The organism is Bacillus sp. FSL K6-1033 (assembly GCF_038630765.1).
GTDB classification, from domain to species: domain Bacteria; phylum Bacillota; class Bacilli; order Bacillales; family Bacillaceae; genus Bacillus; species Bacillus altitudinis.
In genome coordinates, this window is sequence record NZ_CP152041.1 from 2,282,332 (window position 1) to 2,301,008 (window position 18,677).

Sequence of the window (18,677 nt, forward strand, 5' to 3'; positions counted from 1 at the left end):
ATTAAGGCGATCGGGTCACTCAGTTCATTTTTGCTTTTCGTATGCTCCAATGATCTTCGCCACAAGCGGGTGTCTGACCACATCTGTCTGATCTAATTCAATGAATGAGATACCCTTGATCTCAGCAAGCATGTCCTTTGCAGCCGCAAGACCTGACTGCATACCTTTAGGCAGGTCAATTTGTGTAATATCTCCTGTAATGACCATTTTAGAACCAAAGCCTAGTCTCGTCAAAAACATTTTCATTTGAGCTGGCGTTGTATTCTGCGCTTCATCTAAAATCACAAATGCATCATCAAGCGTCCGCCCTCTCATATAGGCAAGAGGGGCAATTTCAATCACTCCGCGCTCAATTAAACGTTCCGTATGATCACTGCCAAGCACATCGTGCAGAGCATCATATAGCGGTCTTAAATAAGGATCGACTTTTTCTTTTAAATCTCCTGGCAAAAAGCCAAGACTTTCCCCTGCTTCAACAGCTGGCCTTGTCAGGATAATCCGTTTGACATGTCCATTTTTGAGGGCATGTACTGCGTTGACCACTGCCAAATACGTTTTACCTGTACCAGCAGGGCCAATCCCAAAGACCAGATCATCTTTTTTCATTGCCGCAGCATATTCACGCTGGCCGATCGTTTTGACTCTGATCGACTTTCCTTTGGCATTTTTCGTAATTTCATCTTCATACATATTTTCAAAATAATTGAGCTTGTCTTTTTGCGCCATTTTAATGGCATAGACGACATCCCGTTCAGAAATCTCAATTCCTTTACGAATGAGATGTAAGAGAGATGTAATCAAACGGCTCACAGTATCTCTCGATGCTTCCTGACCAGAAACATACACTTTCTCTCCACGTGTGATAATGGAGACATTCAGCTCGTTTTCCATCAGTTTCAGATAAGCATCTTGATTGCCAAATAAAGCAATGGCTTCGTTTGGGCTATCCAATTTTTGTTGAATCTCAAGTAAATGTTCTGTCATTCTCTAGTCTCCCTGAACAATAGGTGTTGGTTGAACAATATCTTCTATTACTTGGTAAAGGATGATTAACTTAACTTTACCATTCCCTGTTGTCTCGTGCAAAACTTTTTCACTTTTCACCTCACCTGTTTGACCTAGCTTTTCTTCTAATTCTTTTTTACCCATTTTAATCCCTGCTTGAACCGCTTCTTTATTTGTGTATTCTCGATTTATTTTTTCACTTTCTCGTGTGATTTCCTTTTCATAGGAGAACGGTAGCTGCATATTCAAAAAATGAAGCGGGTGAACTTCTTTTTCTGTTTTCGGCTGCTGAAAATCATCTTTTTTAAAGGAAAATCCCCAAAATGGGATGGAGCCTCCAAATAAGGAGAGCTTGTGCTTTGTCTTCATTTTACCCGTAAAGACATCAAAAGATGTTCGGAGAGGGACAGAAACTTCAGATCGGTACCATGTTTCACCATATATTTTCGCTTTGGCTCCGACCGTTTTTTTCTGATCTTCACTCCCAATTAAACCTGAGACGAGCATCTGCCCTTTTTTCACATGCTCATCGACCTGGGCAAGCGGTTCCCCCTTTTCTACATACATTCTCGTGATGACCGCCTTTTTCTTGGCAACGATGTGCTGAGGACTCGTATATTTCTCCTTTTCTGGTTCATTTTTTTCGACCACTTTCATTTGAAACGTCGTTCCGTTCAGTTCAACTCCGACCCATGTAATGCTCTGAATATTGGTCGTCAATGACTTTTGTATTTTTTCAGGTGTCCCCATAAGAAACTGAAAACGCCCTTTTTGTACCCCTATTTCGTCCAGATGCTTTCTCATTTGGTGTTCTGTTTCTGGATTCGCACCTTTAATCTCAATTTTCCACACCATATTTGAAAGTGCCAATATCGTCACTAGGAAAAAAGCCATCCCGAGGGTGAATCCAATATTTCTTCTCGACCATAGAAGAAGAAACGGGAACCCTTTCTTTTGATGAAATGAACATTTCACCTCATGATGTCTGCGCACTTTTCTAAAGGCATGTACATCTGAGAGGCGAATAAATAAGCGCACGCTGTCTTGACGGCGGCTCACTTGAAAAATTGTGATCCCCTGTCTCGTGCACTCATTGATCAGCCGCTCAATACCGCTTCCTCTTATCTCCACTTCCACTCTGCCAATAAAATAGGCAAACCATTTATTCTTCACGTTTCTCCCCTCCGTCAGTTAAGAATCAATATAACGGACCTCATCGATTTTCCCCTCTAATAAGATCTCTTCTGGCAAAATCGTTTTAATCACAAAGTCTTTTCCTGAAATAATGCACTGTCCTTGCTTGAGCATCAGCCTTACCTCTTGATCACTGAAAAGTAAAAGCCCTTTATGGTTCTCTATGTAAATATGGAGTCTGCCAACCATCGTAATACGGGGAAGATCCATCATCACGTCCGGAGGGATTTCAAGTGTTCTTGTCAGCCATGCTTTAAGTCGATTTTTTCTTTTTCCCATTCAATAAGAACCCCTTCCCACCTCATGTGTATGAGATCAAACTGAAAGATGGTGAGACTGATGAGAAAGCCTCTATATCATCCTATTCCTCAGCGGTTCATATCATGCTAATGAATCCCGTAAAACAGCCGTTTCATCATTTTGACTAAGAAAAGTCTCCATTACACAACAAAAAAGCCCCCTTAAGGATGAGGGGGCTTACTTCTTTATCTTTTATATGGTCGTTTCATCGTTCGATGCGGCTTTTTCGCACGAGGCTCTCCAAATACTTCACCAAGGATCATCCCTTGAACGACCGTATCTTGGTTGAGTTTCTCAATCATTTTCGGCTTCATTCCAGCAGATGCTGCCTTTGGCCTTGTAAGTTCTCTTTCAAGCGATTGAAACTCTTTATTCAGCTCGCTTTTTCTTTCTTCCATTTCGGCAAGTGTAGCGGTATAACGATCCTGTAAGGATTGTGAACCTTGTTTCTTCATCCCGCCATGATCATGTACATCGCCAAAATCGTCAAGTTGGTCCGTTACGACCGGATCTGGACTTGTTTGTTTTGTTTGCTTTTGCGGCACTGGTTTACGCTGAGGAGCCGGTTTGTTTTGCTGGTTCTTTTGTTCCTTCTCCTCTTGTTTACCGATTTTCCCAAAAACCGCAGAAATGATACCGATGATAATCGCGATTAATAGCGGATTTTCAAATAGAATGTCCAATGGGCTCCCTCCTTAAAGCGTGAGAGGATGCTTATTTGTTTTCATTATCAGATGGACCTTTTGTCATTTTGCCAAATGAATCTCTCATATCCGTATCAGCATCGATATTCTTAATGTTCATATAGTCCATAACTCCAATATTACCTTCACGTAGTGCTTCGGCCATTGCAAGTGGTACTTCCGCCTCTGCTTCTACTACTTTCGCGCGCATTTCTTCAACTCTCGCACGCATTTCTTGTTCTTGTGCAACAGCCATCGCACGGCGTTCTTCTGCTTTCGCCTGTGCAATGTTTTTGTCGGCTTCTGCTTGGTCTGTCTGCAGAATTGCCCCGATGTTCTTACCGATATCAACATCTGCGATATCAATCGAGAGAATTTCAAATGCTGTACCTGAATCTAATCCTTTACCAAGAACCGTTTGAGAAATCATATCAGGGTTTTCAAGAACCTTTTTATGATTATCTGATGAACCGATTGTCGAGACAATCCCTTCACCTACACGAGCAATGATGGTTTCTTCTCCTGCACCACCGACAAGTCGGTCAATGTTTGCACGAACTGTAATACGTGCTTTTGCTTTTACTTCAATCCCGTCCATCGCAACACCTGAGATAAATGGTGTTTCAATGACTTTAGGGTTTACACTCATTTGGACAGCTTCAAGTACGTCACGGCCTGCTAGGTCGATTGCCGCACAGCGAGCAAAGTTCAATTCGATATTCGCACGCTGAGCTGCGATCAGTGCGTTGACAACTCGGTCTACGTTACCACCTGCAAGATAGTGGCTTTCTAATTGGTTAATCGTCGCATCAAGACCTGCTTTATGCGCTTTGATGAGCGGGTTGACCACTCGGTTTGGAATCACTCGGCGAAGTCTCATTCCTACAAGTGTAAAAATGCTCACTCTTACGCCAGCCGCTAGGGCAGAAATCCACAGCATCACCGGTACAAAGGTGAAGAAGATCGATAGAACGATCAAACCTGCTGCGATAATCACGAATAATAGTAAAGTAGATGGATCCATTTTATTCCTCCTATAAAATCAGTATATCTATACTTTCCTCACGACAATGCGTGAGCCTTCCGCTTTCACAATTTTTACTTGTTCATCCTTATCGATAAAAGCACCTTCTGACACAACATCAATGCGCTCGTCTCCGAATACAATCGTACCAGATGGACGAAGTGCTGTTGCTGTCACTGCGATTTGTCCTACAAGATCATCTCTTGTTTCATTTGAGACATAACCACTTTCTTTATTGGTTGAATCGGTTAAAATGAACTTTTTAAAAAATTTCATACGTTTCCCCAACACCTTTGTCAATAAAATAACTGCTATGATTGAAACAGCAGTGGCAATCAAGATGGAAATCGCCATTTCTGTAAAGCTTCCAGCTGCTAAAAATAAGCTGACAACGACACAGATTAGTCCAATGACACCCACGATTCCCCCTGGCAAAAATAATTCCAGAATGATCAACACAATCCCTGCCAAAAACAGGAACAACGTCTCATATCCTGCAAAACCTGCCACGAGATGACCATAAAAGAATAGAAGAAGCGCTGTGACTCCCATGGTGCCTGGGACCCCAAAGCCCGGAGAATACAATTCAACAATTAACCCTAAGCTCGCGATGGATAAAAGGATAGGAATGACGATCGGATGCGTGAGAAAACGCGCAACCTTTTCAGCAAAGCTCACTTCATCGTATTGAACAGAGGCACCTGCTAAGTTCAGTTTCTGAAGCAAGTCATCCATATTTTTCGCTTCTCCTTCCGCATAACCGAACTGAAGCGCCCGATCTGTGTTAAAGGTCAGCAGTTCTCCTTTTGGTGCACCAGCTTCTTTTGCGTCTATATCTACATCTGCCATCGCAAGAGCATATTTTGGATCACGCCCCTGCTTTTCAGCAGCGTCACTCATTTCAGCAAGCCATAGAGATTCAGATTTTTGATCGGCAGCGTTGCCTTCACCGTCAATGATCGCAGCAGCCCCCATCTTTCCGTTTGGGGTCATATAAATTTGATCGGCATTTAGGGCAATGAATGCCCCGGCTGAAAGCGCTCTATGATTCACAAACGCTGTCACTGGGATGTCGGATGCACGAATGGTATCGGCTATTTCAAGCGCCGCATCGACTGCACCACCTGGTGTATTGATGTCGAGAATGATGTGCTTCGCCCGTTCCGACTTTGCCTGCTCAAATGATCGTTCAATGAATTTAGAAAGTCCTTTTTCTACTGTATCTTCAATTGGGATAACATGAACTTTCTGATCTGCTGATTTCGCGGTCAATTGAACCCCTAATAACAAGCATATTATAAAACAACTGAAGAGAGCAATAGAAATTTTCATTTTTTTCATCTATTTGGTGATCCCCCCTCTCTTTCTTTCATTTTACCGTTCCTTTACATACGTTACAAATGTATCATAGGTTTCATTTTTATATGACAAGTTTATGGAGGCATAAAAAAAGTACCCTTCTAACATGAGAAGGATACTTTTTTATTGAGACAGTTGCTCGCTGACAAGTCTGTTAATCACAGCCCCATCAGCTTTACCTTTTACTTTTGGCATAATAGCGCTCATCACTTTACCCATATCAGCTTTCGATGAAGCACCGGTTTCGGCGATTGTTTCTTTCACAACCGCCTGCAGTTCTTCTTCAGAAAGCTGTTCAGGTAAATAAACGTCTAAAATGTCAATCTCTTTTTGAACTTTATCTACTAAATCTAAGCGATTAGCTTTCGAAAATTCATGGAGGGAGTCTTTACGTTGCTTAATCTCGCGGGAAAGGACGGTTAGTTCCTCATCTCCGGTCAAACTGTCTTTCTTAAGCTTTATTGCTTCATTTTGCAGTGAAGCCTTTACCATACGAATGACAATAAGCTTGTCTTTCTCTCGGTTTTTCATAAAAAGCTTCATATCAGAATTTAATTGCTCAAGAAGACTCATAAAATCCACCCTCTTTAGAATTTACGTTTTCTAGCAGCTTCAGACTTTTTCTTACGCTTTACGCTAGGCTTTTCATAAAATTCACGCTTTCTTGCTTCTTGCAATGTTCCAGTTTTGGATACACTGCGTTTAAAGCGACGAAGAGCATCTTCAAGCGATTCGTTTTTTCTAACGACCGTTTTTGACATTCTCTTTCCCTCCCTCCGAATACACCAATCGACTGCATTAAAAAAAGATATACATATGCAAAACATGTACCTAGACATTATAATATAAGCCTAGGTTGAGGTCAACTAAGTGATTTGGAAATATATTTTCGTCATGAGCAGGTAGACAAGTCCATATATTCATTGGTAAGAGGAGGACTTTTCTATGATGGCGATCATTTATTTTTGTGCACTTATTTTCATTTTTTTATGGGCAATGGGTTTGCTTAGGAAAGGATTAATGGCACTCACGTCGTCTCGTATTGAGAAATCACTTCTTCTCTTTACAGATCATCCAGTCAAAGCATTCTTGGTCAGTATTGTGTTTACAGGGGTTCTTCAAAGCAGTTCGGCGTTTATGGTTATCGTTATCGGCTTTGTGAGTACAGGCATTCTCACGTTTAAAAAATCCATACCCATGATTCTTGGAACGAATATCGGCTCAACATTTACGACAGAATTTATTGCTATTAAGATGGACGTGTTTATGTGGGTTCTGATTGCAGCTGGTCTTTTATGTATCATTTTGGGCAGGAAGTCTTTTCGATATGCAGGAAAAAGTTTATTTGGGCTTGGCATGATCTTTTTTTGTATTCAAGGTTTTTCAAAAATTGCAGGTATGATGACTAGTCAGCCAGAGACACTGCGTTTCCTTGAAATGATGCAGCATTCCGATTGGACAGCTCTTCTCTCTGGTACAGTGTTCACGGCCATTGTTCATTCAAGTTCTGTATGTATCGGTATTTTGATGGGATTTATGAATGAAGGGACTGTCGCCCTAAAAGAAGGCATCAGCTTTGTTTTAGGGTCCAATATCGGAACATGTATTACTGCCGTGATGGCTGCTATCTCTGGCGGTTATGCAGCCCGCCAAACCGCGTATGCACACGTCGTGTTTAATGTTCTAGGTGTACTTTTATGTCTTCCTTTTCTCACCTTTATCACAGAGTTTGTTGCACTTTTAGCAAGCTCTCCTGCCCAGCAGATTGCGCACTTTAGTCTGCTGTTTAATGTTGCAAGTTCTCTCCTCTTTTTCCCGTTCATCCGCCCTTTTCACGCCTTGATTTTGTTCCTTCTTCCAAATCAGTCAACATAAAAGAAACCGGCTTGCCTAATGGCTGCCGGTTTTTCATTCATTATGAGGTCATTCTCACTTGATCCGTCTGCACGTCATCACTTATACGGACGAACTGTCCTTCGTTATAAGGATAACCTGCTTTTGTAATCTTCACTTTTACCAAACGGCCGATCATGTCCTCTGTTCCTTCAAATACGACCTTCATGTAGTTATCAGTATATCCTACATACAGATTGTGCGTTCCGTCTTGTTCTTTGAAGGATTCTTCTGGAATAATCTCTAAGACGTCGCCTTCATATGCCGATGCATATTCTTTTGCAAGCTGATCAGAAAGAGCAATGAGGCGGTGAACGCGTTCGTTTTTCACATTCTCATCTACTTGATCTTCCATTCTTGCAGCAGGCGTACCTGTCCGTTTGCTGTAAGGAAACACATGGAGCTCAGAGAATTGATGGTCTTTGACAAAATTGTATGTTTCCATAAATTCTTCTTCTGTTTCTCCTGGGAATCCAACGATCACATCTGAAGTGACAGCAAGACCTGGCAATGCTTTTTTGAGCTTCGTTAAACGCTCTGCAAAGAATTCCATTGTGTATTTACGGCGCATTCTTTTCAGTACAGTATTAGAGCCAGATTGAAGCGGAATGTGCAAGTGTCTCACAATTTTATCTGACTGATCGAGCACTTCAATCACTTCGTCTGTAATTTGACTTGCTTCAATGGATGAAATGCGGATTCGTTTTAATCCAGCCACACGTTCATCTAATTCTTTCAGAAGCTTAGCAAAGTTATAATCCTTTAAATCTTCACCGTATCCACCTGTATGAATACCTGTTAATACAATTTCTTTGTAGCCAGCATCGACAAGCTGCTGCGCTTGATTGATGACTTCTTCTGGATCGCGAGAACGCAGTAATCCACGAGCCCAAGGGATAATGCAGAATGTACAGAAATTGTTACAGCCTTCTTGGATTTTTAATGAAGCACGTGTTCTGTCAGTAAACGCAGGAACATCTAGTTCTTCAAAGACCCGTGCTTTCATGATATTGCCAACTCCGTTGATCGGCTGTCTTTCTCTTCTGTATTCTTCAATATAACCAAGCAGTTTATGTCTGTCTTGTGTGCCAACCACAATATCAACACCAGGAATCGCCATGATTTCTGCCGGAGACGTTTGTGCGTAACAGCCAGTTACACAAATGACACCATCCGGATTATGACGAATGGCTCTTCTAATGACTTGGCGGCTTTTTTTATCGCCTGTATTGGTGACGGTACATGTATTAATGACATATACGTCTGCTTTTGATTCATAATCTTTTCTTTCATAGCCAGCTTCTTTAAACAGCTGCCAGATGGCTTCTGTTTCGTAGTGATTGACCTTACAGCCAAGTGTATGGAACGCTACTGTTCCCATCATGCTTCACCTCTTAATAACTCTGTTTGATAAGATATAGCAGAAAGCGCGTAAAGAGGAGCTGTTTCTGTTCTTAAAATGCGTGGTCCAAGCCCGCAAATGACTGCACCATACGCTTCAAGTTCTTCAATCTCCTTTTCTGCTAAACCGCCTTCTGGACCAAAAACCACTAATAAGGTTTGTCCGCCCTTCATCTGTTGGAGCACCGTTTGAAACCGGCTTTGCTCGCCTTCTTTCGATGATTCTTCGTATGCAACGACACATTTATCGAATTCACCGGCCAATTGAATCAGCTCTTTAAATGTTGATACTGGATGAACGCGCGGAATGATATTCCGGTAAGACTGCTCGGCAGCTTCTTTCGCAATTTTTTCCCAGCGATCTCGTTTTTTCAATGACTTTTTTTGGTCAAGTTTTGTAATCGAACGAGTCGCTTGAAACGGAATAAAAGCACTTGCGCCAAGCTCGGTGCCTTTTTGGATAATCCATTCAAGCTTATCCCCTTTTGGCAGACCGCTTGCAATCGTCACCTTGATCGGAAGTTCTCGATTCTGATTCGTCCAGCCTTCCAAGTGACAAATCACTTCTTCCTTTGTTATTGTATCAATTTTACTGAGCGCTTCAAAGCCGTCTGTCGTTAAGCAAAGGATGTCTTCTCCTGCTTTCATCCGCATGACGTTTGCAAGGTGATGAACATCTTCACCCTTTATGACGATGTTTCCCTTTTCCGTCACTTCTTCTTTTGTGAGGTCGATAAAATATCGTTGCATACGTGTCCTGACACCTACTCGCTTTATTTTTTCGCTATTATGCTGACCCAATCTTCCATTGACAGCACTTCAACAATCTCAAAACCGGCTTCTTCTAAAGCCGTTTTGACTTGTAATTTCTTTTGTCCGATAATGCCTGATGTAATAAAGTAACCGTCTTTCTTCAATAGATCATACGCTTGATCTGTAAAGCGCATGATGACCTCTGCAAGGATGTTGGCCACAATCACATCGCGTTCACCTGAAATCCCATCAAGTAAATTATTTTGTTTTACCGTTACTTGCTCGCTCACACCATTTAATTCGATGTTCTGCTTTGCACTTTCCACTGCAACGGTGTCGAGATCAAATGCATGAATGTCTTTTGCACCGAGCATTGCAGCGGCAACACTTAAAATGCCAGATCCTGTTCCAACGTCAATCACCGTGTCGTTTTCCTTCACATAGCGCTCAAGCGCCTGAATGCAAAGAACCGTTGTTGGATGTGTACCGGTTCCAAATGCCATTCCAGGGTCCATTTCGATGATCAATTCATCAGAATGAACGGGTGTGTACTCTTCCCATGTTGGGACGATGGTAAATTTCTCAGAGATTTTCACAGGATGATAGTATTTCTTCCATGCAGTCGCCCATTCTTCTTCGTTTACTTCACAAATTGACAGTGTATTTCGTCCAAGGTCAATATCGTATAGAAGAAGATTATTGATGGCTTCTTTGATCTCATCTACCGTTTCCATCAAAAAGCTATTCATCGGAAGGTAGGCTTTGACGATAACCCCTTCCTCAGGATAATCATTCGGATCGAGCTGGTAGATCTCACCGTATACATTTTCACGTTCCTTGACTAAATCAAGCGGGTCCTCAATCACGACACCACTTGCACCTGCTTCATGCAAAATATTGGTGATCGGTTCCACCGCTTCATTTGTTGTATGGACGCTAATTTCTGACCACTTCAATACTACCAACTCCTTATCCGTCTTACTCGCCTTTAAATGCGCGTTTCACCTTATCGAAAAAGCTCATTTCTTGTTCGTCCGGTTTATTTCCGCTCACTTCAGCAAATTTTCTAATGATATCTTTTTGATTTTCAGTTAAATTCGTCGGTGTTACGACGCGTACAACGATATGCTGATCGCCTTGACCATAACCGCGTACATTTTTTACACCTTTTCCTTTGAGTCTAAACTTCGTGCCCGTTTGTGTGCCCGCAGGAACTTTTAATTTGACTTTCCCATGTAATGTCGGCACTTCAATTTCATCACCTAGTGCAGCCTGCGCAAAGGTAAGCGGCATTTCGCAGTAGATGTCATCTCCATCTCGTTCGAAGAATTCATGCGCCCTCACATGGAAAACAACAAATAGATCGCCTGGAGGTCCTCCATTTACACCTGGTTCACCTTGACCAGATACTCTAAGCTGCTGACCATCGTCCACACCTGCTGGGATCGTCACATTGATTTTCTTACGCTTACGCACTTTACCAGATCCACCACATGTTGAACACTTATGTTCAATTTGTTTACCAGTTCCGCTACAGTAGTTACATACTCTGCGGTTGACTACTTTACCAAATGGCGTGGATTGCTCGACATTTAGTTGACCTGATCCGCCGCAATGTGAGCATGTCTTCGCCTGTGTTCCAGGTTTTGCACCTGATCCATGACACGTTTCACATGATTCCTCGCGGGGAATCTCGATCGTTGCTTCTTTCCCAAATGCCGCTTCTTCAAATGAAAGGGTCATTGTATATTGAAGGTCCGCTCCTTGACGCGGTGCATTTGGATCTCTTCTTCTGGCTCCGCCGCCAAAAATACTAGAGAAGATGTCATCAAATCCGCCGAAGCCGCCAAAGTCTCCTCCACCGCCAAATCCGCCGCCACCAAATCCTTGGTTTGGATCGGTGTGACCGAACTGGTCATAATGTGAACGTTTTTGATCGTCAGAAAGGGTTTCATAGGCTTCTTTTACTTCTTTGAATTTATCATCTGAGCCAGCTTCTTTATTAATATCAGGGTGATACTTTTTTGAAAGCTTGCGGTATGCCTTTTTGATTTCGTCCTTTGAGGCGCTCTTACTCACGCCAAGCACTTCATAGTAATCACGCTTACTCATCTCTTCACACTCCCGATTTTCTCACATAAATACGATTGTATCATTTTAAATTGATCTTTTTCAATTCCTTTTCATCGTTGAAAAGAAAAAAGTCAAAGCCAAGAGATCCTGACTTTGACTTTCTGACGAGTACGTTTCAGCAGTCTTTTTCAAAAGTAAAGGTGATTATTTTTTCTCTTGATCGTCGTTTACTTCTTCGTATTCTGCATCCACTACATTGTCATCTGCTTTTTGAGCACCTTCAGCGCCGCCTTCTTGCTGAGCTTGTGCTTGTTTTGCAGCTTCTTCATAGAGCTTTGTCGTTAGTTCTTGAACGATTGTTTGCAGCTCATCTTTTTTCGCTTTGATGTCTTCAAGCTCGCCTTTTTCGATCGCAGCTTTTAGTGCATCTTTCGCGTCGTTTGCTTTTTTCACTTGCTCTTCATCGATTTTGCCTTCAAGATCTTTTAATGTTTTTTCTGTTGTAAACACTAATTGATCTGCTTCATTGCGCACTTCGATTTCTTCTTTTTTCTTCGCATCTGCTTCAGCATTTTCTTCTGCTTCTTTGACCATTTTTTCGATCTCATCATCAGAAAGACCTGAAGAAGATTTGATTGTGATGTTTTGTTCTTTTCCAGTACCCATATCTTTCGCACGTACGTTGACGATACCGTTTTTATCGATATCAAAAGATACTTCGATTTGTGGTACGCCGCGTGGTGCTGGTGGAATGTCAGTCAATTGGAAACGACCTAATGTTTTGTTGTCTGCTGCCATTGGACGCTCACCTTGTAAGACGTGAATGTCTACAGCAGTTTGGTTGTCAGCAGCCGTTGAGAATACTTGAGATTTACTTGTTGGAATGGTTGTATTACGTTCAATCAGCTTTGTGAATACGCCGCCCATTGTTTCAATTCCTAAAGAAAGTGGTGTGACGTCAAGAAGAACAACGTCTTTGACATCTCCTGTGATAACTCCACCTTGAATTGCCGCACCAAGCGCAACCACTTCATCAGGGTTTACGCCTTTATGAGGCTCTTTACCTGTTTCTTTTTTGATTGCTTCTTGTACTGCAGGAATACGAGTTGATCCACCAACAAGGATAACTTTATCAATCTCGCTAGCAGATAGACCAGCATCTTTCAGTGATTGACGTACAGGTGTCATTGTACGCTCTACAAGGTCTGCAGAAAGCTCTTCGAATTTAGCACGCGTTAGCGTTAATTCTAGGTGAAGAGGACCTGCATCTCCAGCTGTGATAAATGGCAGTGAGATTTGTGTAGAAGATACACCAGAAAGATCTTTTTTCGCTTTTTCAGCAGCATCTTTTAAACGCTGAAGCGCCATTTTATCTTTAGAAAGATCAATGCCGTTTTCTTTTTTGAACTCAGCCACTAGATGATCGATGATGACTTGGTCAAAATCGTCTCCACCTAGACGGTTGTCCCCAGCAGTTGAGCGTACTTCAAAGACGCCGTCTCCAAGCTCAAGGACTGATACGTCAAATGTACCGCCACCAAGGTCATATACAAGGATCGTTTGATCTTCATCTGTTTTATCTAAACCATAAGCAAGTGCAGCTGCTGTTGGTTCGTTGATGATACGTTCTACTTCAAGACCAGCAATTTTACCAGCATCTTTTGTTGCTTGGCGCTCTGCATCGTTGAAGTAAGCAGGAACTGTAATAACCGCTTTTGTTACTTCTTCGCCAAGATAAGCTTCAGCGTAAGATTTAAGATGTTGAAGGATGATTGCAGAGATTTCCTGCGGCGTGTAGTTCTTGCCCTCAACTTCTACTTTATAATCTGTACCCATATGTCTTTTAACAGACATGATAGTGTTTGGGTTTGTAATTGATTGACGTTTTGCTACTTCACCTACTTGGCGCTCTCCATTTTTAAAAGCGACAACAGATGGTGTTGTACGTGCTCCTTCAGCGTTTGCAATAACTTTTGGCTCGCCGCCTTCGAGTACTGCAACGCATGAGTTTGTTGTTCCTAAGTCAATACCAATGATTTTACTCATATTCGATGACCTCCCATTATGTAGTTATTGATTTACTTTTACCATTGATGGACGAATAACTCGGTCTTTGAGTTTATAGCCCTTTTGCAATTCTTCTACAACGATGTTTGAATCGTAGTTTTCATCTTCAACTTGCATGACGGCTTGATGAAGGTTTGGATCGAACTCTTTGCCGACAGCTTCAATTGGTTCAACGCCTTCATTTTTCAACGCTTCTACCAGCTGGCGGTAAACCATTTGCATACCTTCTAACAAACTTTTCGTCTGCTCATTGTCTGGATCGATTCCAAGCGCTCTTTCAAAGTTGTCGAGAGCTGGGAGAAGGTCGCTGACAACATGTTGAGAACGATATTTTTGCACGGTCTCCACTTCAGTTCGAGCACGGCGTTTATAGTTTTCAAAATCTGCTTGAACACGCAGAATTTTGTTTTCTTTTTCATCTAGAAGCTGCTGCAATTCATCAATCTTCTCTTGGAAGGCAGACTGTTCATCGTGCTTTACTTCCTCAGTTTCTGCTTGAACTGCTTCTTCTTGTGCTTCAACCTCTGCTGCTTGCTCAGGTGTCTGTTTTTCTTCTGACATTGTGTTCACCTCCCTCAAAAAGATTCAATTATACGAAGGGGCTGTGCCCCCACCTTTTATCACCCTACTCATCATACAAATTGGAAAGTGCGTTTGACAAGTCTTTTGATACATGATGCAAAAGACTAACGACTCGCCCGTAATCCATACGGGTTGGACCAATGACAGCGATGGAGCCGAGTGATTTTTGATCAATCGCATAAGTTGCTGTGATTAAACTGCAGTTCTCCATTGCTTCCAAATTGTTTTCTGAACCGATTTTAATGGTGATTCCTTGCTGATTTGGATGAAACAGCTGCATGACATCGTTCTTTTGTTCAATCAGCATCATGAGTGAACGAATGCGGTCAATGTCATGAAACTCTGGCTGGTTCAACATATTAATCTTCCCGCCAAAGAAAAGTTTTGATTCATTTTGTGTTGAAGTGAATGTGTTACCAAGCGCATCTAAAATATGATCATAGTCTTTTAAATGCGTGCGAAGGAGCATCACTACTTCTTTATACATCCTGTCCTTCAGCTGATCCATCGGGACTCCGGCTAAGCGGCTGTTTAAAATATTCATCAGCTTCTCAATATCGGAGACATCAAGATGCTCAGAGAAGGTGATGGTTTTATTTTCAACATGCCCGCTGTCTGTAATCATAATCGCTACTGCTTTATTAGGCTGGACAGGGACAAGCTGAATTTGCTTCAATCGATTTTCACTTAGCTTTGGACCAAGGACAATCGATGTGTAGTTTGTGAGATCTGATAAAATTTCCGCCGATTTTTGAACTGTTTTTTCCAGCTCAAAAATTTTCTCCTGAAATACTGACTGGATGAGCACAAGCTCTTTAGATGACAGTTTTCGCGGAGAGAGCAAATGATCTACATAATAACGATATCCTTTTTCGGAAGGAATTCTTCCTGATGAAGAATGGGTCTTTTCAATAAAACCGAGTTCCTCCAAATCAGCCATTTCGTTTCTAATCGTCGCAGAGCTGAATGTAATGTCTTCTTTTTTAGAAAGAGTCCTCGATCCAACTGGCTGCGCCGAACGAATAAAGTCATTAATAATGACTTGTAGAATCAAAAGCTGACGATTTGTTAACATCATCATCACCCCTGTTAGCACTCTCTTTCAACGAGTGCTAATTGTATAAACAAAATTACCAAACTCAAATTAAAATGTCAATTATAACTCACCGAGAAACGCTTGAAATACTTCATTCCCTAACAATTTTCCTTTTCTTGTTAAACGAATGCCAATCTCATCCTGTTCAATGAGACCTTTTTCTGCTAATTCTTCAAGAACGGCGGGAAAGAGTGCTTCTGGTGATGCTCCAAATTTCGCTTGAAAGTGAGCACTTTTCACGCCTTCAATTTTCCGCAAACCTAAGAACATTTCCTCTTCGATCTGTTCTGCTTTTGTCACCTGATGCGTTTCCTTATATGGAAACCCTGTTTGTTCAATGAGCTCTAAGTAATGCTTCACTGGTCCAGCGTTCACATTGCGGACGCCATCTACATACCCGTGCGCTCCTGCGCCAAAACCAAAGTAATCTTCGTTGCTCCAATAGGTGAGGTTATGCTGGCTTTCAAAACCTGGTTTGGCGTAATTGCTAATCTCATATTGTTTGAGTCCGTGCCGCTCCATTTCATCCATGACGAGCTCATACATTTCAGCCTCACGTTCTTGCGGTGGTAAATGCAGTTTCCCTTTTTGCATCAAATTGTAAAAGACCGTCTTTGGCTCGACAATCAGCGAATAAACCGAATAATGTTCTGCACCTAATGAAAAAGCGGTCTCTAGTGAATGCATGACATGATGCTTCTCTTGATGAGGCAAACCAAACATAAGATCAAGACTAATGTTGTCAAACCCAACTGCTCTTGCTCGCTCGAAAGATGTGAGAACATCTTTCTTTTGATGAACCCGTCCGATTTTTTTGAGCAGGTCATCTTCAAATGTTTGAACACCAAAGCTCAGCCGATTAACGCCTGCTGATTTTAAGACATTCAATTTCTCAAGCGATAGTTCGTCTGGGTTTGCTTCTACTGCAAACTCGATTAAGTTTTTGGTTGGTTTTAATACGCGGTGAATGCTGTCCATAAGCTGATCTAACTGGCTGGTTGTCAGTGATGTCGGGGTTCCTCCGCCAATAAAGATCGTCTTTAGTTCTTGCTCCCCTTTTTGATCGATCGTGTGCTGCATTTCTTTTTCAAGAGCGGCTAAGTATTCATCGACCGGCTGGGTTTTAATGAAAAATTTATTAAAATCACAATAGTGACAAATGTGCTCACAAAATGGAATGTGAATGTATGCTGCTTTCATTTGTTGACACCTTCTTTACAGGTAAAGAGCCGCAGTTTATCGCTGCGGCCTCTTCGTTTGTTTTCGACTATAAACGTCAAGGCGAGCATTGTAAAGCAGGTTGCCTTGAGGATGTTATTTTTTCGGTGTGCTGTCGTCCATTTTCAGCACGGCCATAAATGCTTCTTGTGGGACTTCTACAGAACCCACTTGCTTCATGCGCTTTTTCCCTTCTTTTTGCTTCTCAAGAAGCTTTCTTTTCCGGGAAATATCTCCACCATAACACTTCGCTAGTACGTTCTTGCGCATTGCTTTAATGGTAGACCGAGCAACAATCTTTTGACCGATCGCTGCCTGAACTGGTACTTCAAAGTGCTGGCGCGGAATCAGTTCTTTCAGCTTTTCTACAATGATCTTTCCGCGTTCATATGCATAATCGCGGTGAACAATAAAGGAAAGTGCGTCGATTTTTTCGCCATTAAGCATGATATCCATTTTCACTAGAGTGGATGGGCGATAGCCGATCAGCTCGTAATCAAAGGATGCATACCCTTTTGTATTGGACTTTAATTGATCAAAGAATTCGTATACGATCTCTGCCAGAGGAATTTCGTACACAATGCTCACGCGGTTTGCATCAAGATATTGCATATCAATGAAATTGCCGCGCTTTCCTTGGCAAAGCTCCATCACAGAACCAACATAATCATTTGGCACCATCATTGTTGCCTTCACGTATGGCTCTTCAATTCGCTCAATCTTTTGCGGATCAGGCAAATTGGACGGGTTATCTACGACGATTTTTTCTCCGTCTGTCATATACACATCGTAAATAACACTTGGCGCTGTCGTAATAAGGTCGATTTTAAATTCACGCTCAATCCGTTCTTGGATGATTTCCATATGAAGCATGCCAAGGAAGCCGCAGCGGAAACCGAAGCCCAGTGCTTGGGATGTCTCTGCCTCATATTGAAGTGAAGAATCATTTAATTCAAGCTTTTCTAACGCTTCACGCAAGTCGTTATATTTCGCTGTGTCAATTGGATAAAGGCCGCAGTACACCATTGGGTTCAGCTTTCTATATCCAGGTAGAGCTTCTTTCGCAGGGTTTACCGCACTTGTGATCGTATCCCCTACACGTGTATCGCCAACATTTTTAATAGCAGCTGTTAAATAGCCAACATCTCCAACAGTGAGTTCGTCTGTTGGCATTGCTTTCGGTGTAAATACGCCGACTTCAAGCACTTCAAATTCTTTGCCTGTCGCCATCATCTTGATTTTTTGACCTGGTTTGACGGTTCCTTCGACAATTCGTATGTAAGCAATGACGCCACGATACGCATCGTAGAGAGAATCAAAAATGAGGGCTTGAAGTGGTGCTTCTGGATCTCCAGCTGGTGCCGGCACCTTTTCGACGATTTGTTCTAAAATATCCTCGATCCCGATGCCCGCCTTAGCAGAGGTAAGAACAGCTTCAGATGCATCCAACCCGATGACATCTTCAATTTCTTGTCTTACACGTTCAGGTTCTGCACTCGGCAGATCAATTTTGTTAATGATCGGCAGGATTTCTAAGTTGTTATCAAGAGCTAAATAAACGTTCGCAAGTGTCTGTGCTTCAATGCCTTGTGCTGCATCCACCACAAGAATTGCACCTTCACAGGCAGCTAGGCTTCGAGATACCTCATAGGTGAAGTCGACATGCCCTGGTGTATCAATCAGGTGCATAATATATTCTTCTCCATCCTTCGCCTGATATTTCAGCTGGACAGAGTTTAATTTGATCGTAATGCCGCGTTCACGCTCTAAGTCCATGGAATCAAGTAATTGTTCTTTCATTTCTCGTTGCGTAATCGCCGCTGTTTTTTCCAAAATACGGTCAGCCAATGTGGATTTCCCATGGTCAATATGGGCGATAATGGAGAAATTTCGAATTCTTGATTGCCGTTCTAATCGTTTTTCTTTATCTGTCACAATCTATCACTCCTACTATAAAACGCGGGTTGCGCTAGGTTAGATTATATCAATAGGGCTGTAAAGATTCAATCGAAATCAAGAAAAGCCGCTC

The 18,677-nt window shown here is 42.1% G+C and carries 18 protein-coding genes; 1 reads left to right on the forward strand and 17 read right to left on the reverse strand.

Annotated elements, in window-relative coordinates:
- Positions 1–24: 24 nt before the first annotated feature.
- The 8 genes from MHH31_RS11700 to rpsU all read right to left on the reverse strand — a co-directional run bounded on the left by MHH31_RS11700 (position 25) and on the right by rpsU (position 6,326).
- Complete coding sequence (locus MHH31_RS11700) at positions 25–984, reverse strand: PhoH family protein (protein WP_008342419.1); 960 nt, start codon at positions 982–984, stop codon at positions 25–27.
- A 3-nt stretch (positions 985–987) separates the two neighbouring features.
- Positions 988–2,178, reverse strand: a complete 1,191-nt coding sequence (gene yqfD, locus MHH31_RS11705) for a sporulation protein YqfD (protein ID WP_041506935.1) — start codon at positions 2,176–2,178, stop codon at positions 988–990.
- A gap of 18 nt (positions 2,179–2,196) precedes the next feature.
- On the reverse strand, positions 2,197–2,478 hold the full coding sequence (yqfC, locus tag MHH31_RS11710; protein WP_012010618.1) for a sporulation protein YqfC: 282 nt from the start codon (positions 2,476–2,478) through the stop codon (positions 2,197–2,199).
- 206 nt (positions 2,479–2,684) lie between these two features.
- Positions 2,685–3,182 carry a hypothetical protein gene (locus MHH31_RS11715; protein ID WP_251185233.1) on the reverse strand — a complete coding sequence of 166 codons (498 nt, stop codon included), beginning with the start codon at positions 3,180–3,182 and terminating at the stop codon, positions 2,685–2,687.
- A 31-nt stretch (positions 3,183–3,213) separates the two neighbouring features.
- Positions 3,214–4,206, reverse strand: coding sequence for a flotillin-like protein FloA (floA, locus tag MHH31_RS11720; RefSeq protein WP_007501317.1), 993 nt, complete (start codon positions 4,204–4,206; stop codon positions 3,214–3,216).
- A gap of 27 nt (positions 4,207–4,233) precedes the next feature.
- Entirely contained in the window at positions 4,234–5,547 is a 1,314-nt protein-coding gene (locus MHH31_RS11725; RefSeq protein WP_058336632.1) for a nodulation protein NfeD, read from the reverse strand.
- Between the two features lie 141 nt (positions 5,548–5,688).
- Positions 5,689–6,138, reverse strand: coding sequence for a GatB/YqeY domain-containing protein (locus tag MHH31_RS11730; RefSeq protein WP_007501319.1), 450 nt, complete (start codon positions 6,136–6,138; stop codon positions 5,689–5,691).
- A gap of 14 nt (positions 6,139–6,152) precedes the next feature.
- Positions 6,153–6,326 (reverse strand): 30S ribosomal protein S21, encoded by a 174-nt coding sequence (gene rpsU, locus MHH31_RS11735; RefSeq protein ID WP_003152957.1) that lies wholly within the window; start codon positions 6,324–6,326, stop codon positions 6,153–6,155.
- Between the two features lie 184 nt (positions 6,327–6,510).
- On the opposite strand from rpsU, the gene MHH31_RS11740 reads away from it, so the two are divergent.
- Entirely contained in the window at positions 6,511–7,440 is a 930-nt protein-coding gene (locus tag MHH31_RS11740) for a Na/Pi symporter (RefSeq protein ID WP_039167243.1), read from the forward strand.
- A 40-nt stretch (positions 7,441–7,480) separates the two neighbouring features.
- Here the strand turns inward: MHH31_RS11740 and mtaB are convergent, their stop codons facing one another.
- The 9 genes from mtaB to lepA all read right to left on the reverse strand — a co-directional run bounded on the left by mtaB (position 7,481) and on the right by lepA (position 18,583).
- Positions 7,481–8,839 carry a tRNA (N(6)-L-threonylcarbamoyladenosine(37)-C(2))-methylthiotransferase MtaB gene (mtaB, locus tag MHH31_RS11745; RefSeq protein ID WP_017367626.1) on the reverse strand — a complete coding sequence of 453 codons (1,359 nt, stop codon included), beginning with the start codon at positions 8,837–8,839 and terminating at the stop codon, positions 7,481–7,483.
- Positions 8,839–9,609, reverse strand: coding sequence for a 16S rRNA (uracil(1498)-N(3))-methyltransferase (locus tag MHH31_RS11750; protein WP_217966986.1), 771 nt, complete (start codon positions 9,607–9,609; stop codon positions 8,839–8,841). The genes mtaB and MHH31_RS11750 overlap by 1 nt, the downstream gene beginning before the upstream one ends.
- 23 nt (positions 9,610–9,632) lie before the next feature.
- Positions 9,633–10,568 (reverse strand): 50S ribosomal protein L11 methyltransferase, encoded by a 936-nt coding sequence (gene prmA / locus MHH31_RS11755; protein WP_017358022.1) that lies wholly within the window; start codon positions 10,566–10,568, stop codon positions 9,633–9,635.
- A gap of 22 nt (positions 10,569–10,590) precedes the next feature.
- Complete coding sequence (dnaJ, locus tag MHH31_RS11760; protein WP_008342467.1) at positions 10,591–11,724, reverse strand: molecular chaperone DnaJ; 1,134 nt, start codon at positions 11,722–11,724, stop codon at positions 10,591–10,593.
- Positions 11,725–11,889: 165 nt separating this feature from the next.
- The gene (gene dnaK / locus MHH31_RS11765; RefSeq protein WP_007501326.1) at positions 11,890–13,731 is read right to left on the reverse strand and encodes a molecular chaperone DnaK; all 1,842 of its coding nucleotides are present in this window, start codon (positions 13,729–13,731) and stop codon (positions 11,890–11,892) included.
- Positions 13,732–13,755: 24 nt separating this feature from the next.
- The gene (grpE, locus tag MHH31_RS11770) at positions 13,756–14,313 is read right to left on the reverse strand and encodes a nucleotide exchange factor GrpE (protein WP_008342471.1); all 558 of its coding nucleotides are present in this window, start codon (positions 14,311–14,313) and stop codon (positions 13,756–13,758) included.
- 64 nt (positions 14,314–14,377) lie between these two features.
- Positions 14,378–15,409 (reverse strand): heat-inducible transcriptional repressor HrcA, encoded by a 1,032-nt coding sequence (gene hrcA / locus MHH31_RS11775; RefSeq protein WP_008342473.1) that lies wholly within the window; start codon positions 15,407–15,409, stop codon positions 14,378–14,380.
- Between the two features lie 81 nt (positions 15,410–15,490).
- A complete protein-coding gene (gene hemW, locus MHH31_RS11780) occupies positions 15,491–16,630 on the reverse strand; it encodes a radical SAM family heme chaperone HemW (RefSeq protein WP_035702733.1) in 1,140 nt (379 codons plus the stop codon).
- 114 nt (positions 16,631–16,744) lie between these two features.
- Positions 16,745–18,583, reverse strand: a complete 1,839-nt coding sequence (lepA, locus tag MHH31_RS11785; RefSeq protein ID WP_008342476.1) for a translation elongation factor 4 — start codon at positions 18,581–18,583, stop codon at positions 16,745–16,747.
- Positions 18,584–18,677 lie beyond the last annotated feature (94 nt).